At 62.4% G+C, this 25,379-nt stretch carries 21 protein-coding genes and 1 riboswitch; of the genes, 9 read left to right on the top strand and 12 right to left on the bottom strand.

The window, feature by feature from the left end; translation table 11 throughout:
* Positions 1-59 precede the first annotated feature (59 nt).
* From cobW to LPW29_RS11165, 4 genes are all read left to right on the top strand, one after another.
* The gene (gene cobW, locus LPW29_RS11180) at positions 60-1,142 is read left to right on the top strand and encodes a cobalamin biosynthesis protein CobW (RefSeq protein WP_238628075.1); all 1,083 of its coding nucleotides are present in this window, start codon (positions 60-62) and stop codon (positions 1,140-1,142) included.
* Entirely contained in the window at positions 1,142-4,933 is a 3,792-nt protein-coding gene (gene cobN, locus LPW29_RS11175) for a cobaltochelatase subunit CobN (RefSeq protein ID WP_238628074.1), read from the top strand. The genes cobW and cobN overlap by 1 nt, the downstream gene beginning before the upstream one ends.
* A gap of 4 nt (positions 4,934-4,937) precedes the next feature.
* The gene (locus tag LPW29_RS11170) at positions 4,938-6,041 is read left to right on the top strand and encodes an ATP-binding protein (protein ID WP_238628073.1); all 1,104 of its coding nucleotides are present in this window, start codon (positions 4,938-4,940) and stop codon (positions 6,039-6,041) included.
* A 149-nt stretch (positions 6,042-6,190) separates the two neighbouring features.
* Positions 6,191-6,703 (top strand): vWA domain-containing protein, encoded by a 513-nt coding sequence (locus LPW29_RS11165; protein ID WP_238628072.1) that lies wholly within the window; start codon positions 6,191-6,193, stop codon positions 6,701-6,703.
* Between the two features lie 6 nt (positions 6,704-6,709).
* Here the strand turns inward: LPW29_RS11165 and LPW29_RS11160 are convergent, their stop codons facing one another.
* From LPW29_RS11160 to LPW29_RS11125, 8 genes are all read right to left on the bottom strand, one after another.
* Positions 6,710-7,483 carry an ABC transporter ATP-binding protein gene (locus LPW29_RS11160; protein ID WP_238628071.1) on the bottom strand — a complete coding sequence of 258 codons (774 nt, stop codon included), beginning with the start codon at positions 7,481-7,483 and terminating at the stop codon, positions 6,710-6,712.
* On the bottom strand, positions 7,480-8,568 hold the full coding sequence (locus LPW29_RS11155) for a FecCD family ABC transporter permease (RefSeq protein WP_238628070.1): 1,089 nt from the start codon (positions 8,566-8,568) through the stop codon (positions 7,480-7,482). The genes LPW29_RS11160 and LPW29_RS11155 overlap by 4 nt, the downstream gene beginning before the upstream one ends.
* A 5-nt stretch (positions 8,569-8,573) precedes the next feature.
* The gene (locus LPW29_RS11150; protein ID WP_238628069.1) at positions 8,574-9,725 is read right to left on the bottom strand and encodes an ABC transporter substrate-binding protein; all 1,152 of its coding nucleotides are present in this window, start codon (positions 9,723-9,725) and stop codon (positions 8,574-8,576) included.
* Between the two features lie 52 nt (positions 9,726-9,777).
* Positions 9,778-10,983 (bottom strand): TonB-dependent receptor domain-containing protein, encoded by a 1,206-nt coding sequence (locus LPW29_RS11145; protein ID WP_238628068.1) that lies wholly within the window; start codon positions 10,981-10,983, stop codon positions 9,778-9,780.
* Positions 10,980-11,804, bottom strand: coding sequence for a TonB-dependent receptor plug domain-containing protein (locus LPW29_RS11140; RefSeq protein ID WP_238628067.1), 825 nt, complete (start codon positions 11,802-11,804; stop codon positions 10,980-10,982). The genes LPW29_RS11145 and LPW29_RS11140 overlap by 4 nt, the downstream gene beginning before the upstream one ends.
* A 147-nt stretch (positions 11,805-11,951) precedes the next feature.
* A riboswitch (cobalamin riboswitch) is annotated at positions 11,952-12,204 on the bottom strand.
* A 512-nt stretch (positions 12,205-12,716) separates the two neighbouring features.
* On the bottom strand, positions 12,717-12,977 hold the full coding sequence (locus LPW29_RS11135; protein WP_238628066.1) for an AbrB/MazE/SpoVT family DNA-binding domain-containing protein: 261 nt from the start codon (positions 12,975-12,977) through the stop codon (positions 12,717-12,719).
* Between the two features lie 63 nt (positions 12,978-13,040).
* The gene (locus tag LPW29_RS11130) at positions 13,041-13,406 is read right to left on the bottom strand and encodes a DnaJ family domain-containing protein (RefSeq protein WP_238628065.1); all 366 of its coding nucleotides are present in this window, start codon (positions 13,404-13,406) and stop codon (positions 13,041-13,043) included.
* 53 nt (positions 13,407-13,459) lie between these two features.
* Entirely contained in the window at positions 13,460-14,377 is a 918-nt protein-coding gene (locus LPW29_RS11125) for a LysR family transcriptional regulator (RefSeq protein WP_238628064.1), read from the bottom strand.
* 92 nt (positions 14,378-14,469) lie between these two features.
* Between LPW29_RS11125 and LPW29_RS11120 the strand changes: the two genes are divergently transcribed.
* Positions 14,470-16,449, top strand: a complete 1,980-nt coding sequence (locus tag LPW29_RS11120) for a TonB-dependent receptor domain-containing protein (protein WP_238628063.1) — start codon at positions 14,470-14,472, stop codon at positions 16,447-16,449.
* 59 nt (positions 16,450-16,508) lie between these two features.
* Here the strand turns inward: LPW29_RS11120 and LPW29_RS11115 are convergent, their stop codons facing one another.
* From LPW29_RS11115 to LPW29_RS11100, 4 genes are all read right to left on the bottom strand, one after another.
* A complete protein-coding gene (locus tag LPW29_RS11115; protein WP_238628062.1) occupies positions 16,509-17,720 on the bottom strand; it encodes a TsoY family (seleno)protein in 1,212 nt (403 codons plus the stop codon).
* A 102-nt stretch (positions 17,721-17,822) separates the two neighbouring features.
* Positions 17,823-18,308 carry a hypothetical protein gene (locus LPW29_RS11110; protein ID WP_238628061.1) on the bottom strand — a complete coding sequence of 162 codons (486 nt, stop codon included), beginning with the start codon at positions 18,306-18,308 and terminating at the stop codon, positions 17,823-17,825.
* 94 nt (positions 18,309-18,402) lie between these two features.
* Positions 18,403-20,556: a TonB-dependent receptor plug domain-containing protein gene (locus LPW29_RS11105; protein ID WP_238628060.1), complete on the bottom strand. Its 2,154-nt coding sequence runs from the start codon at positions 20,554-20,556 to the stop codon at positions 18,403-18,405.
* 190 nt (positions 20,557-20,746) lie between these two features.
* The gene (locus LPW29_RS11100) at positions 20,747-21,226 is read right to left on the bottom strand and encodes a DUF427 domain-containing protein (protein ID WP_238628059.1); all 480 of its coding nucleotides are present in this window, start codon (positions 21,224-21,226) and stop codon (positions 20,747-20,749) included.
* A 161-nt stretch (positions 21,227-21,387) separates the two neighbouring features.
* On the opposite strand from LPW29_RS11100, the gene LPW29_RS11095 reads away from it, so the two are divergent.
* The 4 genes from LPW29_RS11095 to LPW29_RS11080 are packed head-to-tail and all read left to right on the top strand — an operon-like array spanning position 21,388 to position 25,345.
* Positions 21,388-22,614, top strand: coding sequence for a patatin-like phospholipase family protein (locus LPW29_RS11095; protein WP_238628058.1), 1,227 nt, complete (start codon positions 21,388-21,390; stop codon positions 22,612-22,614).
* 60 nt (positions 22,615-22,674) lie between these two features.
* A complete protein-coding gene (gene egtB / locus LPW29_RS11090; protein ID WP_238628057.1) occupies positions 22,675-23,961 on the top strand; it encodes an ergothioneine biosynthesis protein EgtB in 1,287 nt (428 codons plus the stop codon).
* The gene (gene egtD / locus LPW29_RS11085; protein WP_238628056.1) at positions 23,961-24,929 is read left to right on the top strand and encodes an L-histidine N(alpha)-methyltransferase; all 969 of its coding nucleotides are present in this window, start codon (positions 23,961-23,963) and stop codon (positions 24,927-24,929) included. The genes egtB and egtD overlap by 1 nt, the downstream gene beginning before the upstream one ends.
* A gap of 29 nt (positions 24,930-24,958) precedes the next feature.
* A complete protein-coding gene (locus LPW29_RS11080) occupies positions 24,959-25,345 on the top strand; it encodes a DUF302 domain-containing protein (protein WP_090255123.1) in 387 nt (128 codons plus the stop codon).
* Positions 25,346-25,379 lie beyond the last annotated feature (34 nt).

Genomic DNA, 25,379 nt, shown 5'->3' with positions numbered 1-25,379 from the left:
TTGCACTCGTGGCGCATCCATCCCATCGATGCGCGGGCGGCGCGCGAGCGAGTGTTTTCATGACATCAAGATCAAAAATCCCTGCCACCATCGTCACGGGCTTTCTGGGCAGTGGCAAGACCACCCTGCTGCGCCACCTCCTGGAGAATGCCCAGGGGCGGCGCATTGCCGTGATCGTCAACGAGTTTGGCGAACTGGGCATGGACGGCGAGATCCTCAAGGGCTGCGGCATTGGCTGCGACGAGACGGGGGAAGATGCCGGCACCCTCTACGAGCTGGCCAACGGTTGCCTGTGCTGTACCGTTCAGGAGGCCTTTTATCCGGTGATGAAGGCCCTGATGGAACGGCGGGACGAGATCGATCACATCCTCATCGAGACCTCCGGCCTGGCCCTGCCCAAGCCCCTGGTACAGGCCTTCAACTGGCCGGAGATCAAGACCGGTTGCACCGTGGATGCCGTGGTCACGGTGGTGGATGTGCCCGCCACGGCCCAGGGGCAGTTCGCCGCCAACCCCGAGGCGGTGGATCGGCAACGCCGCTCGGACCCTAATCTGGATCATGCCTCCACCCTTCATGAGCTCTTTGAAGATCAGTTGTCGGCGGCCGATATCGTCGTGCTGAGCAAGACCGATCGGGTGGACGGGGCGGCGGTGGAACGGGTGAGCGAACTGGTGCGCAGTGAGATCCCTCCCCAGGTAAAGATCGTCTCCAGCGACCATGGCCGGGTGGATCCGGCGCTGATGATGGGCCTGGGCAGTGCATCGGAAGCGCATATCCACCTGCGCGCCGGGCATCACGACCACGCCCACGGGGACGGTGATCATCACCACGATCATGATCATGACCAGTTCGACTCTGTGGTGGTGAGGCTGCCGCAGGTGGATCGAGACAGGCTGCTGGAACAATTGCAGCAACTGGTGCGGGATCATCGCATCTTCCGCGTGAAGGGTTTCGCGGCCTTGCCCGAGAAGCGCATGCGTCTTGTGGTTCACGGGGTGGGGAGTCGTTTCGACAGCTACTTTGACCGGCCCTGGAGAACAGAGGAAGAACGCAGCACCCGTCTGGTGGTGATCGGCCAGGATTTGTCGGTCGATGCCCTGGAGCAGGCGCTGCAACCGGCGGTTCTGGCAGCGACGGCCTGATGCACCTGCTGGCGGCACAACCCGGCGGGTTCGTTGACGACGACTCGGTGATCACGCGTCTGGATCAGGCGCCTGCCGATATCGTCATCCTCAGTGCCGCGGACACCACCCTGGCCTTGCTGGCGGCCCAATGCCCGCAGGCCCGCGAGCCCGACAAGGGAGCACGGGGCGCCCATCCTTCGGTCCGTCTGGCCAATCTGCTGCATCTGGGGCAACCGGCTTCGGTGGACCTGTACCTGGACGAGGTGCTGCAAAAGGCCCGGGTGATCATCATTGATCATCTGGGTGGCGAATCCTACTGGCCCTATGGCACGGAGCAGGTGTGGACCCTGTGCCGACGCAAGAGCATCCCGCTGGTGATGTTTTCCGGGGATAACACCGAGGATGGCAACCTGCTCATGAAGAGCACAGTGGAGCCAGCTGTTTGCCGTACCCTGTGGCGCTATCTGCGCGAGGGCGGGCCTGCCAACATCCGTGCCTTTTACGATTATCTGGGCGCCACCTTTTTTGATCTGCCCCTGGAGCCCCCGCCGCCCCGGCCGCTGCCCCACATTGGTGTCTATCACCCTGAACAGGATGTGGGCACGGTGGCGGCCTGGCAGGCCCGCTGGCAGGCGGGGGCGCCGGTGGTGGCCGTCCTGTTTTATCGCTCGCACCTGCAGGCGGGCAACACCGCCGTGTTCGATGCCCTCTGTCAGGCCCTGCTGAGCCGGGGTCTCAACCCCTTGCCCATGGCCCTGGTCTCCCTGAAGGACCCGCTCTGCCTGGAGATGGTGCGTCGCCTATGCCGGGAACAGGGCGTGGCGCTGATCATGAATGCCACCGCCTTCTCCCGGGCCCAGGGTATGGATGGCGAACAGGCCCTGGCAGATGATCGGCCTGTGCTGCAGGTGATCCTCTCGGGAGGCAACGAGGACAACTGGCAGCAGGATGTGCATGGGTTGCAACCCCGGGACATCGCCATGCAGGTGGCCCTGCCGGAGATGGATGGCCATGTGATTTCGCGGGCGGTGAGCTTCAAGGGGCTCGAACGACGCTGCCCGCACACCCAGACCGATGTGGTGCACTATCAGCCCCATGCCGAGCGGATCGCGTTCGTGGCCACCCTGGCCGAGCGCTGGTGCCGGCTGCGCACCACCTCCAATGGAGACAAGCGCCTGGCGCTGATCCTGGCCAACTATCCCACCCGGGAGGGTCGCCTGGGTAACGGCGTGGGGCTGGATACCCCGGCATCCGTCATCGGTATCCTGCGGCGCCTGAAGGGGGAGGGCTACGCCGTGGACGCTATCCCCGATGACGGCGATGCCCTGATGCGCCGACTCTGCGAAGGGGTGACCAACGACCCCCAGCATCTGGCCCAGCGTCCCGCCTGGCAAAGCCTGTCCATGGCCGACTACCACCGGTATTTCGATGCGTTGCCTGAGTCCAGTCGCGAGGCGGTACTGGCACGCTGGGGCGAGCCGGAGCAGGACCCCATGGTGCGCCAGCAACGATTCATGATTGCCGGGTTGCGCTGTGGTGGTGTGTTCGTGGGTATCCAGCCAGCCCGCGGTTATCACCTGGACATGATGGCCAATTATCACGATCCGGATCTGGTGCCCCCGCATTACTACTTGGCCTTCTACGCCTGGCTGCGTCTGCAGTTTGGCTGTGATGCCATCATCCACGTGGGCAAGCACGGTAACCTGGAGTGGTTGCCGGGCAAGAGCGTCGCCCTGAGTGAAACCTGCTGGCCGGACCTGATCTTCGGCCCCATGCCGCATCTGTATCCCTTCATCGTCAACGACCCGGGGGAGGGCACCCAGGCCAAGCGCCGTGCCCAGGCGGTGATCATTGATCACCTGATGCCGCCGCTGACGCGGGCCGAGAACTACGGGCCGACCCGCGATCTTGAGCGCCAGGTGGACGAATACTACGAGGCCCTGATGCTGGATCGCCGCCGCGCCGGGGTGCTCCGTAAAAACATCCTGGACAGCATCGTCGCCCAGGACCTGCATCGGGATCTGGGGCTGGAGACGCCGGCGACCGAGGAGGAAGAGCAATTGCTGCTCAACCGCACCGACGCCTATCTGTGTGAGCTCAAGGAAAGCCAGATCCGCGATGGTCTGCACATCTTCGGTGAATCCCCTGAGGGGCGCCAGGAGCGCGACACCCTGCTGGCCCTGGCTCGCTACCCCATGGGTGACGGGCGCGACGGCAACGACAGCCTGATCCGGGCCCTGGCCCGTGACCTGGATCTGGGCGCGGGGTTTGATCCCCTGGATGCCACCTGGGCCGATCCCTGGACAGGCCCCCGGCCCGACATGCTGCAAACCGCCGTGACCGACGAACTCTGGCGTCATCACGGCGATACCCGCGAACGGCTGGAAACCCTGGCGCAGTCCATCCTGGAAAACGGCCTGCCGGATGCGCAGGCCGCCTGGCACCAAACCCGCCCTGTGCTGGACCGCATCCACACGCGCCTGCGACCGGATCTGCGCGCCTGCGGCCAGCGGGAGCTAGGGGGGCTGTGTGACGGGCTTGAAGGACGCTTCGTGCCGCCCGGGCCCAGCGGTGCGCCCTCCCGGGGGCGTCCGGATGTGCTGCCCACCGGGCGCAACTTCTTCTCGGTGGATGCCCGCGCCATCCCCACCGCTACCAGCTGGACCCTGGGCATGAAATCAGCGGCGCTGCTGGTGGAGAAGTACATGCAGGAGCATGGGGACTATCCCCGTGCCGTTGGCCTGTCCGTCTGGGGCACCGCCACCATGCGCACCGGGGGTGATGATCTGGCCCAGGCCTTTGCCCTGATCGGTGTGCGACCGCGCTGGTCCGCCGGCAGTCATCGGGTGACTGATTTCGAGATCCTGCCCCTGTCGGTGCTGGACCGCCCCCGCATCGATGTCACCTTGCGAGTCTCGGGTTTTTTCCGGGATGCCTTTGCCCATGTGATGCGGCTGTTCGACGCCGCCGTGCAGGCGGTGGCAGCGCAGGATGAGCCGGAAGACATGAACCCGATCCGCGCCCGCATCCACCGGGAGGCCGCGGCACTGGTCGCTCAGGGCATGGAGGCTGACACAGCCCGTCGGCAGGCGGGATTCCGGGTCTTTGGAGCCCAGCCTGGGGCCTACGGCGCCGGCATGCAGGGGCTGATCGATTCCCGCCACTGGCAGGAGGATGCAGACCTGGCCCAGGCCTATCTCAACTGGGGGGCCTATGCCTACGGCCAGCAGGACCACGGCACCCGCGTGCCCCAGGTGCTGACCCGGCGCCTGTCGGGGATCGATCTGGTGGTACAGAACCAGGATAACCGGGAACATGACCTGCTGGATTCGGACGACTATTACCAGTTTCAGGGAGGCATGACGGCGGCGGTGCGCCACTTCAGTGGTCGTCAACCCGAGATCTACCATGGCGATCACAGCCATCCCCAGGCCCCGCGCATGCACACCCTGGAGTGGGAGATCAGCCGGGTGATCCGCTCCCGGGTCACCAACCCCAAGTGGATTGAGGGGGTCAAGCGACACGGTTACAAGGGGGCGTCGGAGATGGCCGCCACCGTGGAATATCTGTTCGCCTATGATGCCACGGCCCGGGTGGTGCGGGATGATCAGTACGCCCTCGTCACCGATGCCTACATCAACGACCCCGACACCCGCGGCTTCATACAGGCCCACAACCCGGCCGCCCTGCACGAGATGTGCGAACGCCTGCTGGAGGCCATGCAGCGAGGCCTGTGGGAAAGCCCGGGCAACTATCGCCAGCAGCTGGAACACCACCTGCTGCAGACCGAAGAACACCTGGAAGGCTGATCTCATGACTGCCCTGTCGACCCAATACCCGTTCACCGCCCTCAAGGGGGTGCCCCAGCTGCAGAATGCCCTGCTGCTGGCGGCCATCGACCCCTTGATCGGTGGGGTGCTCATCGAAGGGCCGCGTGGCGCCGCCAAGACCACCAGCGCCCGAGCCCTGGCGCAACTGCTGCCCGATGGCGGTTTCGTCAACCTGCCCCTGGGGGCCAGCGAGGAACAGCTCCAGGGTTCGCTGGATATCGAGGCGGCGCTCAAGCAGGGGGACGCCTGTTTCAAGCCGGGCCTGCTGGCCCGGGCCCACCAGGGCGTGCTCTATGTGGACGAGGTGAACCTGTTGCCCGATGCCCTGGTGGACCTGCTGCTGGATGTGTCGGTGAGCGGTGTGAACCGTGTGGAACGTGACGGCATCTCCCACCAGCATGAGGCGCGTTTCGTGCTGGTGGGCACCATGAATCCGGAGGAGGGGGAGCTGCGGCCCCAGCTCCTGGATCGCTTCGGCCTGCTGGTGCGCCTGAACGACATGATCGACGCCCCCACGCGCCGGGAGATCGTGCGGTCCCGACTGGCCTTCGAGGCGGATCCCGCAGGATTCAGTCACTCCCATGCTACGGATCAGGAGGCCCTGAAGGAACGCCTCAGTCAGGCCCGCGCCCGACTGGACTCCCTGGCCTTCACCGACGCGGTGCATGATCGGGTGAGTGAAGTATGTTTTGCCGCCGGTGTCGAAGGGGTGCGTGCGGACCTGGTGATGCTGCGGGCCGCCCGGGCCCATGCCGCCCTGGAAGGTGCGCCGCAGATACGCGATACCGACATCGACGCGGTGCAGGCCCTGGTGTTGGGTCACCGGCGCCGCGACCGCTCCGCGTCATCACCCGACGAAGCATCGGGCCCGGAATCCTCAGGCGCCGATCCCTCTGACGCGCGGCAGGCTGTTGGTTCATCCCGATCACCTGGCAGCGCTGCGGGTGATCCGGATGGATCCCGGGATACCGCAACCACTGAGCCCGATCGCACCGGCGATGGTCAGGACTGGGGCGCCATGCCCCCGGAACCCACCCCCATCCGGCCCCTGGCGGACGTGAGGCCCCTGCCGGTAAAAAAGCCCTGACGCGCTCTCCGGCGACCGGACGGCTGCCGGATGGGCGCGCCCCGGGGACGGGGCGGTGGCATCGTCTACAGAGGCACCCGGAGGGGGGCATCCACTGGCATCGCACGCTGCTCAACAAGGGTGCCGCACCGCTTCACCGGACGCATCTGGTGTATCGGCCCCGCCGGGGCGGCGCCGGCATGCTGTACTGTCTGGTGCTCGATTGCTCCGCCTCCATGCTCAGACAGGACAAGCTGGCCATGGCCAAGGGGCTGATCACCGCCTGGGCCCATCAGTTGTACACCCAGCGGGCAGAACTGGCGGTGGTGGGGTTTTCAGGTCAGGGTGCCTATATCCTGAGGCCACCCTCCCGGGCCCCCCTGTGCAGCGATGTCTGGGTCGCGCCCATCCCCGGTGGCGGGGGCAGCCCCGTGGGGGCCGGTCTGCAGCGGGCACAGGCCCTCATGGCCCAGGTGAAACGCCGCCATCCGGATCAGCCCATCGGCCTGTGGCTGCTCACCGACGGCCGCACCACTCAGCAACCTCCGCGCCCCGACATCGCGGATTTCTGTCAGGTGGTGGATTTCGAGACCGAGACCATTCGCCTGGGCGGCGCCGAGCGCATCGCCCGCGCCTGGCAGGCCCCGTGCTGGCCGGTGAGTGCGTTCATGGCGTCGGGGTGAATGCGCTCAGCGATAGCCCATGACGAACGGCAGTCCATCCTGATGGGCTATCCCCACATCCACCTGGTACACCGCGCGCAGGTGTTCAGGGGTGATGACCTCCGCAGGGGCGCCCGAAGCGACCACCTGTCCATCGTCGAAGAGCACGATCCGATCGGCCAGTTGCGTGGCGATGTTGATTTCGTGGAGTACGACCAGGATACCCTGTTGCTGTATCCGTGCCCGCTCGCGCAGGATCTCCAGGGTGTCGCGCTTGTGTTTCATGTCCAGATGATTGGTGGGCTCGTCCAGGAGCAGATAGGGGGTGTCCCGCACCAGGGCCCGGGCAATGGCGGCCTTCTGGCGTTGCCCACCGCTGAGTTCATCCATGGGTCTGGTGGCCAGGGGGGTGAGTTCCAGTCGCTCCAAAACCCGTTCCACCTTTTCCAGTGACGCTTGATCCGGGTACCAGGGGGTATCCCGAAGCCCGAGCAGCACACTCTCGAACACGGTCATGGGATAGACGATATCCGTGGCCTGCGGTACATAAGAGAGGTGCCGGGCTGCCTGCCACCGGGGCATGCGCCGCAGATCCTGGCCATGGAAGGTGATCTGTCCTTCGCGCGGTTTGAGCAGGCCCATGGCGCATTTGAGCAGGGTGGTCTTGCCCGAACCGTTGGGTCCGAGCAATGCCACCACCTCGCCCGGGCCGACCTGGAGACACACCCTCTTCAGGGTGGGCGTTGCGCGCCCATAACCGAAGGAGACATCATCCATCCTGAGCACATCCATCGGACTCATGCGCCACCTCCGGCACGACGGCGCAGGATCAGATAGATGAACAACGGCGATCCCACAAAGGCGGTGACCACGCCCACCGGCAGCACCACCGGCGCAAAGGCGTGCAAGGAGATGAGATCCGCCACCACCAGCAGCAGTCCGCCCATCAGTGCCGTGGCCGGGAGCAGAAACCGGTGATCGGTGCCGATCATCAGCCGGGCCAGATGCGGGGCCACCAGGCCCAGAAAGCCGATCCCGCCCGTGAAGGCCACCACCACAGCCACCAGCAGGGAGACCAGCAGCATCAGCAGGATGCGCAGGCGCCCCACCGGCAGGCCCAGACTCCTGGCCGTGTCATCCCCCAGGAGCAGACGGTTGAGATCCACCGCCCGCCACAGAAAGATCGGTAGCACCAGAAACAGCGTCACGCTGATCAGGATGGCGCTTTCCCAGTTGGCCCGGCTGAGGCTGCCCACCGTCCAGAACATCACCTCGCGGGTGGCATAGGCGTCGGAGAAATAGATCACCAGCGTGGTGCAGGCGCCAAAGAAGTACATGAGCGCGATCCCGGCCAGGATCAGGCTCATGGGGGTGGCCCCTTTCCATTGACCAATCAGCAGGATCAGCAGGGAAACCCCGATGGCAAACAGGAATGCGTTGGCCACGATGCCCACCAGGCCAAAGGCGGAAAAACCGAAAATGATCACCAGCGCTGCCCCCAGAGACGCCCCGGAAGAGAGGCCCAGGGTGAAGGGGGAGGCCATGGGGTTACGCAGCAGGGTCTGCAGGATCACCCCACCCAGCGCCAGCCCCATGCCGGCAGTGATGGCGGTGATCAGGCGTGGCAGCCGGATGTTCCAGACCACATTCTGGATCTCCGGGCTCACCAGTGGGCCCGGGAGGGCCGGGGCGAGCAGGGCCAGCACAGTCTGTGCGACGGGGATATCCATGGCTCCCAGGGTCAGGCCATGGAGACTGATGACCACCAGGCCCAGGGCCAGGGCCACCAGGAGCAGGGTACGGCGACGATTTTGATGCCGGTAGGCGGCGATGGTATCGGATGATCGTGCATCACCCATGGCCTGTGCCGGATTGACGGTATCCATGATGGCTACAGATCCTCAAAGCCGCTTTGCCGGGCAAGAGATTCATACAGCCCGGGCTTGCCGTAGAAGGTGTACAGGATGTCCTCGCCAAGGGTTTGTGCATCCAGATCCTCAAGGGCCTGGGGATACAGGATCCTGCCCATGCGGATCAGGTCCACCAGGCCGGTGGCCAGATCCCAGCCCATGTAGGTGCCCTTGAAGCGATGCACCTGCCCGTCGCGGATGGCGGCCACGTCCTGCAGACGGGCATCGTCCAGCACGGTGTCCAGGGATACCCGGCTGGTCCGGGAAGGGGTGTGCAGGAAGATATGCTCGGGGTTCCAGTGCAGCAGTTGCTCGGCGGCGATTTCGCCGTCTCGACCGCGTCGCTGCGAGGCGACGTTGCGGGCACCCAACTGTTCCAGCGGATGATAAAAGGCCACGTTGCTGAACAGGTTGGTGCGGTGTGCCAGGTAGACACGGGGCGCGGCTTCGCCCTGGAGGCGGGCTTGCAGGGAGGAGACTTCCTGGCGATAGCGATCCAGCAACTGCTCGGCACGCGCCTCGCGGTCGAGGATGACGCCCATCAGGGCATAGGCCCGCTCGATCTCGGCCATGATCTTCTTTGGATCCCGCTCCCGGCCGAGGGTGCTCACCGCCAGCACCGGGACGCCCAGTTGCCGCTGCAATCGATCCGCATGGTCCGCCATGGCCTGGGTGGAGTCGCCCCGGGTGAAGGCCCAGTAGAAGAAGACATCCGGGGAGACGCTTACCACCTTCTCCAGATTGATGTCCGACCCGGGCTGACCGCCTCCCAGTTGCGGGATGTCTTCAACCCCGGCCACCGCCAGCGCCTCGATGGTCTTCTCCCGGGAGAAACGGGAGCCGAACATGTCGCCGGGGATGCCCACCAGGCGATCGTCCGCCTGCAGATGCACCACCATGCGAAAGGCGTCCACGTTCACTGTGGCGATGCGCCCCACATCTCTGGGCACGCTGACCTGGCGGCCCAGCATGTCCTGGATCTCACGCATGGGGACAGTGGCCTGGTCCTTGTCGAGCCTGGCGTCGGGTGTGGGGGCATCACAGCCGACGAGGATCATCAGGATCACCATCAGCATCGATACCCGGGCGAGGGCGCGCATGGGTGCCCATGGAGTCATCATTGCGTTCTGCATGGAATGCTTTCCGTGGTTGAATGGATTCAGGCGCAGGCTGGATACCGGTTTGTCAGAATCTCAGCGTGGCGCTCACCCGGATGTCCCGGCCGGGTTCATCCCGCACGAGGATGCGACCATCGTCGTCCGTGTCGGCCAGCGAGGTATGCCGGGCATATCGGGTGTCCAGGAGGTTGTGAATCACCAGCGACAGGGTCAGGCGCTCGTCCAGGCCGGGGTCCCACTGGGCCTGCAGGTCGTGGAGGCTGTAGCCATCACGTGGTGGTGCGTCGTCGGGCACCTGGGTGAGGTCATCCACCCAGGTGAAGGTGTATCCCAGGGTCAGGCTGTCCAGGGCCGCCCAGCGATGATCCCAGACGAAGCGATCACCCCCGGTGCCGCCCCGTCGCCGCGATACCGATTGGGGATTGCCATCCTCGTCCAGGGTTTCGGCACTGAAGAACGAGACATGGGTATCGTACCGGCCGATGCCCCAGCTTCCGCGGATCTCGTAACCGCGTGTGCGCAGGGTATCCTCCCGGTTGCGGATGGTCCCCACAAACGGTGGCTCAAAGCCGAAGGGGCGGCTGGCAAAGGGGCTCCCCCAGGGGTCGTCCCGGTCCACGCTGTTGTGCAGGCGAGTGTCGAACAGGGTGAGTTCCAGTTGCAGTCGATCCCGGTCGGCGAGGGCATCCCGGGCTTCGTATCGTAGCCCCGCCTCCCGGCGACGGGACTTTTCTGCCTTGAAGGGTTCGCCATCGTTGAGGTTGGTGTCCTCATTGATGTAGGCCATCCAGCCGACGGGAATGATCCCGGCGCCACTCACCGCCTCGCCATAACCGGCAAAGGCGGTCAGGCCGGCGGGGAGTTCCACTTCCGCGCTCACGTTGGGGGAAACAGCGCTTCCCGACAGTGTTTGCTGGTAGAACTCGGTGGAAAAGTCGTCGAATCGCGCCCCCAGGGAGAGCGACACGCGTCCCCGGTGCATGCGATTTTGGATGAATGCCCCCAGGTTGCGGGACTCACTGGAGATGCTCGGGCCTTCCGTCCGACCTTCCTCCAGGTAATAGTCCACGCCCACGGTCAGCCGGTGCTGGATGTCCAAGTGATCAAAGTGGAAGGTATTCCTCGCATCGCCGCCGTATTCCCGCGTACGGGTTCGGGTATCGTTGTCGAGTCGCTGCAGCTGATGGTCGGTGAAGTAAAGGTGGCCGTTCCAGTCCAGCCAGTCCCGCGGGGCGTCATAGGTATGTTGCAAGGTCCAGCGATGCTGTCTCACGCGTTGACCACCTCATCCTGGGCCTGGTCCTCGCGGGGGTCGCCGAAGTCGCTGCCCCGGGACCCATAGGGATGATCGCCGGTGAATGTGTGGCGCTGGGCACCCAGTCGGATCTCATGACCCTGTGTGGGCAGTCGGCTGAGCCGCAACAGGTAATCCCTGTCCTGCCCACCGGAATGGGGCATGGTTTCGCCCCCGCCAATACGGTAATCCTCACGATTCACGGCTCGCAGATGGGCCAGGGCGCCCCAGTCCTCGTTCAGCCGGGTCATGAGGGAGGTTGAACCCAGCCATGCCTCATCCGCGCTGGCATACGCGGCTTTCATGCGAGCGCCCTGTTGCTGGTCTGGCAGGAGCAGATCCTGAGCATCCTTGGTGGTGAATGCCACGCGCCCCCCCAGGGCCCCGGGACCCTGGTCGGCCGAGGGGCGTGGGTCCACTTCCACTTGCCTGATGAGATCAGGGTCCAGACCGCCGAGGCTGCCTCGATGCTGGTGGAGATTGCGGCCTTCGCGGGCGCCATCGATGTTCACATTGAGATTGCTGGCCTCCAGTCCCCGCAGATAAAGGCGCTGCGCATTGCGACTGCCGCCGCCCACATCCACGGAGACCTCGGAGCGGAAGATGTCCGCCACATCCAGGGGCTGGTGCCTGCGAATGTCCTCGTCTGTGATTCGGCGGTTCGATGGGATTCGGGACTGGACGACGATGCTATCCAGTTCAACAACGGCAGATGGATGATGGTTGGCCTGACCTGCAAAGCTGGGCGACACCAGGGTGCCGGACACCATGGCCAGTACAAGGGGATTCGATTTGTGCATGGATGTTCCTTGCGCGCACCACCCCGTGCGCGGTGATCGGATGGACCACGGGGAGTCAGCGAAGGCGGGCCGAACGAGAGGGACGCACCAACCAGAAGGGAAGGAGGAGGGCTATCCATGACCGGCCCCGACCGCAGCGCCCCGCAGTGTTCGGGTCTGTCCAGGGCCGGTCTCCGGACTTGTGGCCTGGAGGGCGATGACGCCCTCTGGCAGATTGCCTTCCCACGCGACCCGCCCGAACAAGGACGTGAGCCGCGCAGTGGCATGAGAAAATCTGCCGTTACCACCTACCGTTGCGGGGGCAGTGCCGGACTCGCCAGGCAAGGCTGACTGAACCGGACTTCCCGTTTAACCTGCCAGACCGGGACGGTCGGCAGGCACCCAGAACAACCGCGGAGACTATCAGGTTAATTGGCGCCGATTCAACTTGACGAAGGGTGCTGATTCTGGAACTGACTCCCATGCAGCGTGTGTTTGTGCACAGGCGGGCTGGGGCTTAGTCGATTGCCCGGTTTTCTGTCAAGGGGAAATCGCCCATGGAGGACATTCAGAATAAATCTATATAAATTATTGAGTTAGCCTGGGGTGGCGATTTTTTGACCAATCTGACGGCAATGCCCGTCAGGCCAGGCTTTTCGAGGTTTTCCGACACGCTGTCCACAAAGATATCCACAGGATCTGTGGACAGCGTGCCCGCCACCTAACTGTCATGCCGCCGGGCGCGCAGCACCCCCGATGATGAAAGATACGATCCAGGCCCCTCTCCCCTGAGGGGAGAGGGGTTGGGGTGAGGGGCGAGGACTGGCACAGCGCCTCCCTTACCCCCTCATCCCCAGCCCTTCTCCCCCCGAGGGGGAGAAGGGAGCTTCCGTAGCTGAACCTGGGCTCTTCCACGTTAAGATGCGCAAATGATCAATCTCCCGTTTCGGTCGCCGAAGGGGAAGCCAGTTCATCCGCATGAGCGCCATGGGCATCCAGCCCTTTCAGAAGATCCGCCTCCGAAAAGGGAAGATTGACCTTGCGGGGAGGTTTGTCGGCAGCCTCTATCACGATCTTGCCGGCTTTAACGTGAATGGTGACCGGGCTGGAGACATCCAGCCTGGCCTGCGCCAGAATCTTGCTGGAAAGCCGCACAGCGGCGCTGTTACCCCAGCGTTTGATCTCGCTTTGCATGGGAATCTCCAGGGCTGGGTGTATCTACTTAAGTAGATACTTTATTGCAGCTGGATGTAGTCGTCAACGCCGCTCAAGACGCTGGCAGACCTGATCGAAGTAGTCCGCGCTCAGGACTGGTTTCATGCCCCGTTCCTGACCCAGCCGGTCCATTAATAGCCGTAGACGCTTCGAATGCTGATCCTTGAGCGACTGATCCTTGGCAGCCGCCAGCAGATCTTCCACCTCGTGTATTTCCTTGCGCAAACGTACCTCCTCGGGGATGAAGCCACTGTTGCGAAGCAGCCGATAGGCAGTGCGCAACTCCTCAGGCACCATAGAGTCGTCTTCCAGATTCAGCGGCTTTCCCGCGCTTGGCAGGTTCTGGAAATCACCACGTCGCTCGGCTTCCTCGATACGGGCTTCCACCATACGATCGATGAGATACATGGGGGGATTCTCCAGTCGCCATCGTAGCGGCGATTCAAGGGGGCTGTTGCAGGTTACAGACGCCAGCGTGAGGGCAGGCGGTCTATAATGTGCTCGATCAACGAATCTACCGACGCCGATCTCAAGCCGGATTTGAACAGGATGTGCAGATCGGTGGGCTTTGGCTCCCATTCCGGCAGGATGCGCGACAAACGACCGGGCATGATGCCATGCCGGGGACACTCGGCTACCCAGTGGGGCAAAATCCCCAGGCCATAACCTTTCGAGATGCCATCTGCCAGGGTCTGTATCGTGCTTACTTTCAGCCTGGCCCGCGGTGCGACTCGAGCGATCTCACGAGTCGCATGATGCTGCAGGTTGATATCCGTCGCTTGTCCTGTCAGTTCGATCCATGAACATTGTGCGATTTCCCCGGGTTCATGCAAGTCGCAGCACCGGTTTTCCGGTGTTGCGGATGTGTACACCCCACAACACCAACGACCCAGATATCGGCGTGTGAGGCCCGAAGTGTCGAACGGGGCACAGGTTACGCAGACGTCCACTTCTCCAGGAGGAGGAGGTGTCCCGGGTGGTAGGGTGTGAACCTCCAATGAGCAGGCTGGATGATGGGTGAGAAAGTCGTTCAAGACCCAGGTTGCCCAGCCCCATGCCATCTCATGGCTCACCCAGACGTGGAGCGCGTGGTTCGTGTCGCGGGATAATGCGGCAGCCGTCTCGCGAGCCTCGTCGGCCAGATCCAGGATTCTCTGGCCATACTCTGCATAACACTGCCCGATTGCAGACAGGCAGAGCTTGCCACCTCCCTGTTTCGTGAGTCTCAGACCCAGGTCTTCTTCAAGCGTGGCCAGCCGACGACTCAGCGTCGATTTGGGCCTGTTGAGAGCCTGAGCTGCCGCAGTCAGTTGACCATGGTCACGCAGCGCCACCAGGGCACGTAATGCTTCGTAGTCGCTCATTGCGTTCCATTTCATGAACAGTGTGTTCCACGGTGAGCGCATGACTCACCCTGAAAACAACGATTATCATTTCGTCGTTAATAATAAACGAAATGAGTCCCATTATGATGAATAAACGTCTGACTGCGGCCGTCAGTGCTGCCCTGTATATGCTTTTTTCCAGTGGCGCCCAGGCGGAGGGGGGAAAGTCCTCCATGGAGCTGCAACCCATCAGCGTGGAGGGCACCACCCCGGTCATTGGTCAGGGGGTTCCTGTAGAGCAGCTGCAACGTAATCTTGCCGCCACGGTGTCTGATATATTCAAGGATCAAACCTCAGTGACCGTGGGTGGCGGCGCCCGCAGTGCCCAGCGCCTGTATTTCCGTGGGGTCGATGGCAATAATCTCAATATCACCATCGACGGTGCGGTGCAGGGCCGAAGCCTGTTTCAACATCATGGTGGGGTCGGTTCCCTGGATCCGGACCTCCTCAAACAGGTGGAAGTCCTCACCGGAGTGGGGGCGGATAGAGGCTCCGGCGCACTCGGTGGCGCCATCCGCTTCGAGACGGTGGATGCTCAGGATTTGCTGGAGATGGATCAGGACACCGGCTCCACCGTCAGGACCCGTTATCACTCAGCTAACCGTTCGGATCATGGTGCGTTGACCGCCTATACCCGACTGGGAGAGCAGGGTGGACTGCTAGCGCATGTTAAAGGGGTGAACCGCGGGGACTATGAATCGGGAGATGGTCGTAAAATCCATGGTACCGGTGGTCGGGATCGCCATTACTTCATGAAGTTCAGCATGCTGGATCAAGATGCGCACTCCGTGCGCTTGAGCGCAGAGCGCAGCGAGAATCGCGGTGAGTATCGATGGGGACGCGGTGATCTTGCCTATGATCCAGAAGCCCCACTGGAGCAGCAGATCCACCGGCGGGATGCCTATGTTCTGAACTACGGCTTTGATCCGGTGGATCGTCCACTGTTGAATACGGGGGTTACCCTATTCAGTAATGAATTGAACCTGATCAATGAAGACCGGAACACTGAGACCATCAGTCAGGGCAAGGGCCTTGAGATAAAAAATGCCTCGCCATTTTCCTTGGGGCAATGGACGCATGATCTTGTCCTGGGCATGGACCATTATCGGGAAGACGGTAAGGTGGTCAGCCAAGGGGCGCGGGACGGTCAGCATAGCGAGGTGAGTCATTTCGGGATCTTTGTTCAAGAGAGCGCAGCAGTTGGCCGGTTCACCCTCTCGGGAGGGGCACGTCTCGATCGTTACGAGAGCGATTATGGTGCCGTGCAAGTGACCGGAAACGAGATATCGCCGAATGCCGGTATTGAAGTGGACCTGGGCATGGGGTGGTCGACTTTTGCAGGCTATGGCGAGGCGGTTCGAAGCAGTGGTGTGATCCCTATCGGCTGGCTCGCATCGGCTGTGGATGAGCCCGAATTCAACGCGGAGCCAGGCAAGCGCAGATTCGGGAAATCTCTGGCACCAGAGCGATCACGTCAGCGAGAGCTGGGACTGCGATACCGGGGCAATGATGTGATGGCACAGCATGACCGCTTCGATGCCTCCATCACCTATTTTCAGAATGATATCGATAACCTGATCGTGCAAACCGGTGGACGCCGCGGCCAGCCAGTGACGGGTTTTTACAATGATGATCGCGTCACATCAAAGGGATGGGAAATGAAAGCCCGATGGAGCACGCATCGTTATCGAACCACACTCTCATACACGCGTGCAAAACTGGTGGACGAGCAGGGGGATCGTGTCGATACGATCAGGCGGGTTGGCAGCAATACCGGTGATCGTCTCGCTTGGGATCATGCCTGGCAGGCCAGTGAGACGACGGATATCGGATATACATTGATTGCGCAGGCGGGCTTGCGTGACGGTAACCTTGATCGATCGGGCTATACGCTGCATCACGTACAAGCCAGTTGGTATCCTCGCCAGACACCTGCCCTGACCCTGTCACTGGCTGTTCGTAACCTATTCGACAAGGAATATAGCGAGCAGACAACCATCGGGGGTGACGAAGCTTTGGCGGAGGCGGGGAGGGACATCAGAATGATGGCAAGTTATCGATTCTGATGTCCCTTTCGCAAAGGGGTCACTGAGTCTTTGAGGATTCTGTAGTGGGCGGCGTGGGCTTAACTTCCAGTGGTCCGCGCCGCTTTCAAATCCCCGGGTGCATCAAGGATGTTGCGCTTGATGCGCCACATCACTTCAAGAGTCTTGAGCTGCACGGCGATGAACGGGAGCATGACCAGAAGATGTGCCCAGCTGCCCGCCTGCAGCACGCCGCTGTTGATCAGCCCCAGATGAATGAAGAACATGCCGAAGACGAAAAACGCCACGCCAGGGCAGATCAGGGTGAAGGTGCCTGCATTGCCCTGAGTGCCCCGCGAGTAATCGCGGAAATAGCCCAGACGCTGCATTACCGCATAGCCGATCAGCCCGAAGAGTATCTGTGCGGACAGGATGGCGGCACCCAGGATCAGCAGAGAGCTGTAGTTGACCGACTGATCAAACCCCTGCTGCAGGCCATAGGACAGGCGGATCCAGGTAATGCCCAGCAGGGTGAGGATGGGGATGATGATCCACAGGCTGGGGCTCGCTGCCACATTGATGCCCTTGACCATCATGGCCTGGAAGCCGTGTACCAGCTTGATGACCGACAGCAGGATGGCCGCAGTGAAAAAGAACATGGATAGCAGAAGGGCGGTAATGGCTGTGGCCTGGATCTGGCTCATCATGGCCGGTGCCGCCAGGCCTACGGCGATCATGGCCAGGGCGAAAATGGCAATCATCGGCGACAGACTGTTATTGGACGAGAAATCCACGTTGCCCTCGGTGAGCACGCGGGCAAAGTAGGTGGTCAGGATCTTCAGGGCATACACGCCTACCGCCATGAAGGCCAGTAGCGCCAGCGGGAACAGGTATTCCACCACCGACCAGAGATTGGGCACGAACAGGGCGCCCAGCACGAACATCATGTTGATGGACATGGCCAGGGTCAGCGGAATGGCCATCAGGGAGATCTCGCTGTTGCTACTGAGCAACTGGGCGAACGCCGGGGTCCGGCGGAACTGGCGGTATTCGCGGATGTTCCAGGCCAGCAGCCGGAAGTGCAGGGCAGCCAGGAGAACCACGGCTACCAGCACCAGTGCCAGTCCGACCGATGCGGGCGTGACCGGGCCAGTGAGGATGGGCCACAGGTGGTTGAAGGTGGCCATGGAGGGCTGGGGGCGTTCCACCAGAAACATGGGGTACATGAAGAACGAAACGGCCAGACCGCCTGCCCCCAGGGCTGCCAGGAAGAAGAGGGGATGGTACGACTCGTTGAGGTCGCGTTTGAGCATGGAGGGTTCCTTGGGTGTATGGGTTAATATTTATATATTATAAATTGCTAATATATTGCTGGCAAACCCGGACTCTTGTCCGGGTAGGGGCTCGTGGATGGCTTAGCGACACTCCATGGGTACGAACTCAAACTGTCGATGGCAGGCGATGCACACGTTCTGCACGTTCACCAGGCGATGCATGATCTCCTGACTGGGGGCACCCTGCCGGGATTGCTCGGCAATGTCGTCGAATCCCAGGCGCATGGCCCGGTACATCCCCACGAAATCCGGGGACAGATTGGCCGCCATGCGCTCGAACCGCCTCAGCTCCCGCTGGTTTGTCCGATGGGGGCGACCCTCTTCCTCATAGGCTTGCGCCAGCAACTTCATGCGTTCCAGCATGGCCGAGGTGGGGCGGAAATCCTCGGCCAGGGTGGCGATGCGTTCATGATCACCCTCCAGTGCGGAGGCGAGAATACCGTTGGAGATCTCCAGAAACTCCCGCATGTGACCGAGCAGATGCTCGCGGTCGTCATCGCACAGATGCAGGGCGGTCCGCGATACCCCGGAATCCGCCTGCGCCGGGCTGGTCGCAAGTAAAGCCATGATCAACAGGAGAAAAAGGCCCGAAAACCGGGGTCGGGATGAGTGTGCTCTTGTCATTGAATGGGTCTGCCAGGGTGTTCAGGGAAGAGGAGTTTCATCGTAGGGAGTAGCGCAGTCCCACGCGGTAAAACCGGCCGGGGTCGGCCAGCAGGCTGCTGTCATTGTTGGCGTCGAACAGGTTGTCGATGCCGCCATAGAGTTCCAGGTTGTCCCATTGTCGGGGCTGGAAGCTGGCGGTCAGGTCAGCCACGGTGTAATTGCTGTCCCGCTCGGTGTTGTCGGCATCCAGATAACGCTGGCCCACGTGACGCACCCGCAACTGCCAGAATTGCCTGTCATCGGGTGCCCAGGTGAGGCCGGCCACGGCGGTGATGTCCGGGCTGCTGGAAAGGGTTCTCCCGGTGTTGCGATTCTCCGCGTCCACCCAGGTGCCAGTGAGATCGGCGTACACCGAGTGGGTCACGGGCAGGGACAACAGGGCCTCCAGGCCACGGATGCGAGCCTCACCCACGTTGCGGAAGGTGATGTATTCCGTGTCCTGGGGCCGTTCACGTACCCGCTCCACCCGGTCGCGAACGTCGGTATGAAAGGCAGTGAGTTCGTAGCGACCACCTGCCACCCGTCCCAGGAGACCCAGTTCCCAGGTTTCGCTTCGTTCCGGCTTCAGGTCATGAGGCGTCTTGCCGACACTGGGGTCCGATACCTGGGCACCGAGCATGGGCATGCCGCGTGGATTGATCTGGGCGACCTCGTAGTCGCGATTCTCTGGGACCTTGAAGCCCTGGGCGTAGTTGAAGCGCAAGCGGGTGGCTTCGGTCAGGGCATAGACGCCGCCAGCCTTCACGGTGGTGCTGTCCTCGCCCACACTGGCTTCGTCGTAGCGGGCGCCGTATACCAGATCCAGTCGTTCGCTGGCCTGCCACTCATGCTGGACGAAGGCGCCGCCGTGCCAGCGGTCATCACCATCCCGGTATTGTGCACCTGCTGCCAGAGTGTGTTCTGCCGACGGGCTCCAGGTGGCCAGCAGGTCATTGATGGTCTCGGTCAGGATGGTATCCCTGCCACCTGCATCCGTCTGGCCGCGGTTGTCAAAGCCTAGGTCACGCCAGGGGATCGCGGTCACTGAGCGTTCCTTTTTATAGCGGCTCTGATAGAGGTTGTAACGCAGTCCGAAGCGTTCATCGGGCTGCCAGTCCAGGGTGCCGGAGACATCCGTGCGACGGTTATCGTCGGTCCAGCGGGTGGGGATGTTGAGGGCAGGAATGGTCTGGCCCTGATTGCTGGAGTAGTTCGTGTCGGTGCGACCCTCGTTCACATAGTCCCGGGAACGGCTCTCCTCCATCCAGCCCAGCTCCAGTTCACCCTGCAGGGTGTGGGTGATCTGGTGGCGCAGCGTTACTCCCAGGTTGTACACGTCTGCCTCGTCCAGCCGCTGTTCATCGAAGCGGTAAACATCTTGGATGTTACGCACGGACGAGGTGGGTCCACCGTGCCCGGAGGGCGGCGTTCGTTGCCCGGTGACGCCCACCTGGGCTGAAGTGCCCCTCTCGTAAGCATTGCGGGTGCTGGCGTTGGCCAGCACGCTGACCTGGGTGCGTTCATTGCCCCCGAGCAGGTTGGCGCTGGCGGATAGCCGCTCCGCGCCCCCGCCATCGCGCATCCCCGCTTGCACGTCCACATCCGCCTCGAATCCGCTTCGTGGTTGGCGGGTAATGATGTTGATCACGCCCCCCAGGGCGTCGGAGCCGTACAGCACACTGCTCGGCCCCTTGAGGATCTCGATGCGCTCGATCTGCCCTGCGGTGAGTCGGTTGAGTTCATAGCGCCGACTCGGCTCGCCCGAGACGCGGCGTCCATTGATCAGGAACACCGTGTCATCCCGGCTGGCACCCCGGATGGAGGCCAGGGTGCCATCGGCACTCACGTACAGCCCGGAGTGATTGCGCAGTATGTCCGAGAGCAGCACGGAGCCGCTGTTCTGGATGTCCGCGGCGGTGATCACTTCCACCGATGCAGGACTGCGCTCCAGGGCGCGTTCGGTGCGGGTGCCCGCCGTGACGGTGAGTGTGTCGAGTTGTGCCGCGGACGCCTCGGTTGTTGCCTGGTCGACCTGGGCGTGGGCCAGGGCTGGCAGCAACAGCAGGGCTATCTTGGGAATGATACCGGCCACCACCACGGCAGTGAGTGGGCTTTTCTGGCGGGCAATGGGAAGCGGGCAGGGGCGGTTGAGCGTGTTCAGGTGAGGCATGCGGTCCAGACTCTCCATTTCGCCCCTGCCCGTGGGCGGAGAGCGATCGGTGAAAAAGGCCTGGCTGGCTCACCGGATATGGCCGGTTGGCGGGCTTGGCTGCTGCGCTTTGAGTTATTGAATAAGAATTATGTGCGTTATGCTAGTACTTCTCGAGTCTGTTTGTCATTGATATTGCCCAAGTCGATGACTACCATCCGACCGTGCCCGGCCCGCCCTTGAAGGGCCCCTGGATCTCGGCGGTGATCCAGCCGCCGTAAAAGCTTCCCTGCTGCGCCTGCACCTGCTCACCGTCCACGTAACAGGCCTCAACCCGACCTGCATAGAAGGAGATATATCCAGCAATATCAGAATGTGAGTCCGTGGGGTGTTCATAGGCCCAGCACACGTCACGGATCGTTCCGCCCGATGTGTGCAGGTTCCAGTATCGGGCCCGCCCCTTGAATTCGCAGTACGTGCTTGTGTCGCTGGGCTCCAGATTTGACCAGTCGACGCTGTCCGGGGGCAGGTAATAGCAGGGCGGGTGGGATGTCTCCAGTACCCGAAAGGCCTGCCGGGTCTCGGCCAGAACCTGGCCATCATGGATCACCTTCAGGTGGCGCGGCGTCGGCTCCACTCGGGGTGGACGCGGATAGTCCCAGACGGATTCCCGGGGATGGCTCTTGGTCATGGTGGTCTCCTCAATTCATCTCCAGCCGGTGCGTGGTTGGAGCGTCGGCCGATCCGCCGGGTTCCTTCGTGTGGCTTCCGGGCCTGGTTCCAAAGACATGTCCGTGTCCATGGTATTTTTGGCCGGCGAGCTGCAATAGGATCTCAGGTTACTGGCAGCACATGTCGATGGACCGTTCGTTCAATATGATCTCACCGCATTCCACCTTGCAGAGCGCTGATCAATATGACCACGTCGAGCCCCGACGTGCTTTGGTCCTCACCGGCGGGGGCGCCCGGGCCGCCTATCAGGTGGGTGTTCTCAAGGCCATGGCAGATCTTCGCGATACGGAGGGGCCCACCCCGTTGCCGATCCTGTGCGGGGTCTCGGCCGGAGGCATCAATGCCGCGGTACTGGCGGTGCTCGCCAGGGATTTTAGGGCCGGGGTCGAGAGCATGGAGGCCATCTGGGGGAATTTCCGTGCTCATGAGGTCTACCGGGCCGATGCGGGTGCCTTGCTGTCTTCGGCGCTTCGCTGGAGCCTTTACCCTCTGGCTGCACGTTTTCCGCGATGGCGGCCCCAGGCGGTTCTGGACAACGCGCCGCTTCGGCAGCTGCTCACCCGTACGCTGGATTTTTCGGCCCTGAAAGAGGCCATTGCTGACGGCCATTTGCGTGCCGCCAGCGTGTCCGCGTTTGGATATGCCTCCGGCGAGAGTCTCACGTTCTACCAGGGGGTGGGAGAGATTGAGCCATGGCGACGGGCCAAGCGCATCGGTATTCCGGCACAATTGGGCATCGATCACCTCATGGCCACCAGTGCCATTCCTTTTGTCTTTCCTGCGGTGCGTCTTGACCGGGAATATTTTGGCGACGGTTCCATGCGACACCTCTCGCCCATCAGCCCGGCGATCCACCTGGGGGCCGATCGGGTGCTGGTGATCAGTTCCTGGAAGCTGCAGGAGGACCCCTGGGAGCGGGGCGAAGCGTATCCCTCTCCGGGGCGAATCGCCGGGCATGCCCTGTCCAGCATCTTTCTGGATGGACTCACCGTGGACCTGGAGCGGATGGAGCGTATCAATGCCTCCCTGCGTGCGACCGGACGACAAACGCTGCGCTCCGCGGGCGCAGAGCTGAGACCGATCCAGGCGATGGTGATCGCTCCGTCGGAGGACCTTGCGGCGGTGGCTGTTCGCTATCGGCGTGAATTGCCGCGCCTGATGCGCACGGCCCTGTACCCGCTGGGAGCCATGCATCCGGAGCGTTCCGAATTGCTGTCCTATCTGCTGTTCGAGGCCGGCTTTACTCGTGAATTAATCCGTCTGGGGTATCAAGATGCCATGGATCGTCGCCAGGCATTGAGAGGGTTCATGGGGTGGGGTGACCGGGAGGCGGTGGTTTGTCGTTGACGTAGATCAATCCACGGTTTAACGTCTATTGACAGAACCCATGGTTGTAAGGAGCCCGCCGTGAGTGCCCTGCCCGATATTGCCCAGCCAGACGTTACGCAGACAGAGGTTACCCTTCAAACCCTGCGCCACCGTTACCAGGCGGTCCGGGATCACAGTCTTGCCCTGGCGGCACCGTTGTCCGCTGAGGACATGACGGTGCAGACCATGGCCGACGTGAGCCCCACCAAGTGGCATCTGGCCCACACCACCTGGTTTTTCGAGAATTTCATCCTGCATCCCCATGCAAAGGGGTATTACCGTTTCAACGAACGTTACGGCTACCTGTTCAACTCCTACTACTACACGGTGGGCCAGATGCACCCTCGCCCGCAGCGCGGCCAGATCACCCGACCCGGTGTCGACCAGATCATGGCCTACCGTGCCTATGTGGATGAGCATCTGCTGAACTTGCTGGATGAGCGTGGTGACGATCCGGAGTTGGCGCAGCTGGTCACGCTGGGGTTGCACCATGAGCAACAGCACCAGGAACTGATCCTCACCGATATCAAGCATGTACTGGCTGCCAATCCACTGTGTCCAGCCTACCGGGATGGCCTGCTTTCCACGGGAGCATCCGTAGCGCACCTGGAGTTTCTGTCTGGCGCCCGGGAACTGGTGGACATGGGTTTTGACGGGATCGGTTTCTCTTTCGACAATGAGCGCCCACGACATCGGCAATGGCTGGAACCCCACCGTCTGGCTGACCGCTTGATCACCAATGGTGAATACCTGGCATTCATCCGCGATGGTGGTTATCGCACTCCCGAGCTTTGGCTGTCCGACGGCTGGGCCACCGTGCAGTCCCAGGGCTGGGACCGCCCTCTTTACTGGAGCCGGGAGTACACCTCGGAATTCACCCTGATGGGCGAACAGGCGCTGGATCCGGCCCGCCCCGTGTGCCACGTGAGCTATTACGAGGCCGATGCCTTTGCCCGCTGGGCCGGCGCCCGGTTGCCCACGGAAGCCGAATGGGAGGTCGCCGTGGAACAGGCGGGGATCGAACCAACAGGGCAGGGCACGCATTCTGCCTTTCACCCGGATGCCGCACAGGGCACTGGCCTGCGCCAGTGTTTTGGTGACGTATGGCAATGGACCGCCAGCCCCTACGTGCAGTACCCAGGGTACCGGGCCCCTGCTGGGGCCATCGGTGAATATAACGGCAAGTTCATGTGTAATCAGATGGTGCTGCGCGGCAGTTCCTGCGTGACACCGCCGGGGCACGCCCGGGTCACCTACCGTAATTTCTTCTATCCCGGAGACCGCTGGCAGTTCATGGGGATCCGACTGGCCAAGGATATCGACTGATGCCGGCAAACGCACAACGCCTCCATTCTCCCGTTGATGAGCGGGAAGTGTTCCTGCAGGACATGCTCACAGCCTTATCGGGTCGCCCAAAGCAGACCTCGCCCAAGTACTTCTACGATGAAGTGGGCTCGCGCCTGTTCGACCGCATCTGTGAGCTGCCCGAGTATTACCCCACGCGTACCGAACGGCGCATCCTTGAGCAGCACGGCGCCGAGATGGCCCGGACCCTGGGGCCGCGTATGATGCTGGTGGAGCCGGGCAGTGGCAGCAGTACCAAGGTACCGCTGATCCTGAAGCACCTGAGAGAACCCGCCGCTTATGTGCCCATGGAGATCTGTCTGGAGCATATGGTGGCCAATCTGGGGCCTCTGGAGGCCGCGTTCCCGCAACTGGAGATTCTGCCGGTGGCGGCAGACTTCACCCGACCATTCTCGCTACCCACGCCGCGACTGCGGGCGCGGCGCCGGGTGGTGTTCTTTCCTGGCTCCACGCTGGGCAATTTCACCCCTGAAGAGGCACGGGAGTTGCTGCGTACCCTGCGTCGGGTGGTCGGTCATGGGGGCGCGTTGTTGCTGGGGGTGGATCTGCAAAAGCCATCCGAGGTGCTCATTCCTGCCTACGATGACGCTCAGGGTGTCACCGCCGCCTTCAACCTCAACCTGCTGGGGCGTGCCAACCGGGAGCTGGGCGCGGATTTCAATATCGGCAACTTCAAGCACCGGGCGGTGTGGAACGCAGACGCGGGACGCATCGAGATGCATCTGGTCAGCCGTTGTCCCCAGGCCGTGCATCTGGCCGGCCAAGCTTTCCACTTTGCCACCGATGAGCCCATCATCACCGAGTACAGTCACAAGTACACGCACGTTGCGCTGCAGTCCCTGGCCGCTGAAACCGGTTTCGATGTCCATCGCACCTGGGAGGACGAGAGGGGCTGGTTCAGTCTTCAGTACTGGGTGGCGGTGGATTGAGTGATCCCCCTGAATCATTGGAGATGACCATGTCTTACACGATCAACCGAGTGATCAAGCATGCGGATGTCGAGGACATCGATCAGCGCACGCGCAAGGCGCTTGCCGATCACGGCTTCGGGGTGCTGACGGAAATCGACGTCAAGGCCACGATGAAGAAAAAGCTGGATAAGGAAATGCCTGCGTACCGAATTCTTGGAGCCTGTAATCCCGGCATGGCCTGGGAAGCCATCGGCGTGGAGCCCCAAGTAGGGGCCATGCTGCCCTGCAACGTCATTCTTCGTGAAGTTTCCGAGGGGGTTGAAGTCAGTGCGATTGATCCGTTGGCTTCCATGACCGCTATTGATAACGATGCACTCAAGCAGATTGCCGCGAAGGTCAGGGATAGACTGTCCGAGGTGGTTGAATCGATTTAAGGGGGATACCCATCCGCGCGGATACACTCCGTCA

It is taken from the genome of Ectothiorhodospira sp. 9100, from assembly GCF_022227565.1.
Lineage (GTDB): Bacteria > Pseudomonadota > Gammaproteobacteria > Ectothiorhodospirales > Ectothiorhodospiraceae > Ectothiorhodospira > Ectothiorhodospira marina.
Note: the sequence above shows the minus strand (reverse complement) of the source record. Positions and strands in the feature narration are given on the sequence as shown.

Coding starts and splice junctions, on each gene's coding strand:
- LPW29_RS11160 (WP_238628071.1), bottom strand. CDS start 7,483: ATGAGTCCGATGGATGTGCTCAGGATGGATGATGTCTCCTTCGGTTAT.
- cobW (WP_238628075.1), top strand. CDS start 60: ATGACATCAAGATCAAAAATCCCTGCCACCATCGTCACGGGCTTTCTG.
- LPW29_RS11150 (WP_238628069.1), bottom strand. CDS start 9,725: ATGCAGAACGCAATGATGACTCCATGGGCACCCATGCGCGCCCTCGCC.
- LPW29_RS11155 (WP_238628070.1), bottom strand. CDS start 8,568: ATGGATACCGTCAATCCGGCACAGGCCATGGGTGATGCACGATCATCC.
- LPW29_RS11140 (WP_238628067.1), bottom strand. CDS start 11,804: ATGCACAAATCGAATCCCCTTGTACTGGCCATGGTGTCCGGCACCCTG.
- LPW29_RS11170 (WP_238628073.1), top strand. CDS start 4,938: ATGACTGCCCTGTCGACCCAATACCCGTTCACCGCCCTCAAGGGGGTG.
- LPW29_RS11110 (WP_238628061.1), bottom strand. CDS start 18,308: ATGGCTTTACTTGCGACCAGCCCGGCGCAGGCGGATTCCGGGGTATCG.
- LPW29_RS11100 (WP_238628059.1), bottom strand. CDS start 21,226: ATGACCAAGAGCCATCCCCGGGAATCCGTCTGGGACTATCCGCGTCCA.
- LPW29_RS11115 (WP_238628062.1), bottom strand. CDS start 17,720: ATGCTCAAACGCGACCTCAACGAGTCGTACCATCCCCTCTTCTTCCTG.
- LPW29_RS11105 (WP_238628060.1), bottom strand. CDS start 20,556: ATGCCTCACCTGAACACGCTCAACCGCCCCTGCCCGCTTCCCATTGCC.
- LPW29_RS11095 (WP_238628058.1), top strand. CDS start 21,388: ATGTCGATGGACCGTTCGTTCAATATGATCTCACCGCATTCCACCTTG.
- LPW29_RS11135 (WP_238628066.1), bottom strand. CDS start 12,977: ATGCAAAGCGAGATCAAACGCTGGGGTAACAGCGCCGCTGTGCGGCTT.
- cobN (WP_238628074.1), top strand. CDS start 1,142: ATGCACCTGCTGGCGGCACAACCCGGCGGGTTCGTTGACGACGACTCG.
- egtD (WP_238628056.1), top strand. CDS start 23,961: ATGCCGGCAAACGCACAACGCCTCCATTCTCCCGTTGATGAGCGGGAA.
- LPW29_RS11080 (WP_090255123.1), top strand. CDS start 24,959: ATGTCTTACACGATCAACCGAGTGATCAAGCATGCGGATGTCGAGGAC.
- LPW29_RS11125 (WP_238628064.1), bottom strand. CDS start 14,377: ATGAAATGGAACGCAATGAGCGACTACGAAGCATTACGTGCCCTGGTG.
- LPW29_RS11120 (WP_238628063.1), top strand. CDS start 14,470: ATGAATAAACGTCTGACTGCGGCCGTCAGTGCTGCCCTGTATATGCTT.
- LPW29_RS11130 (WP_238628065.1), bottom strand. CDS start 13,406: ATGTATCTCATCGATCGTATGGTGGAAGCCCGTATCGAGGAAGCCGAG.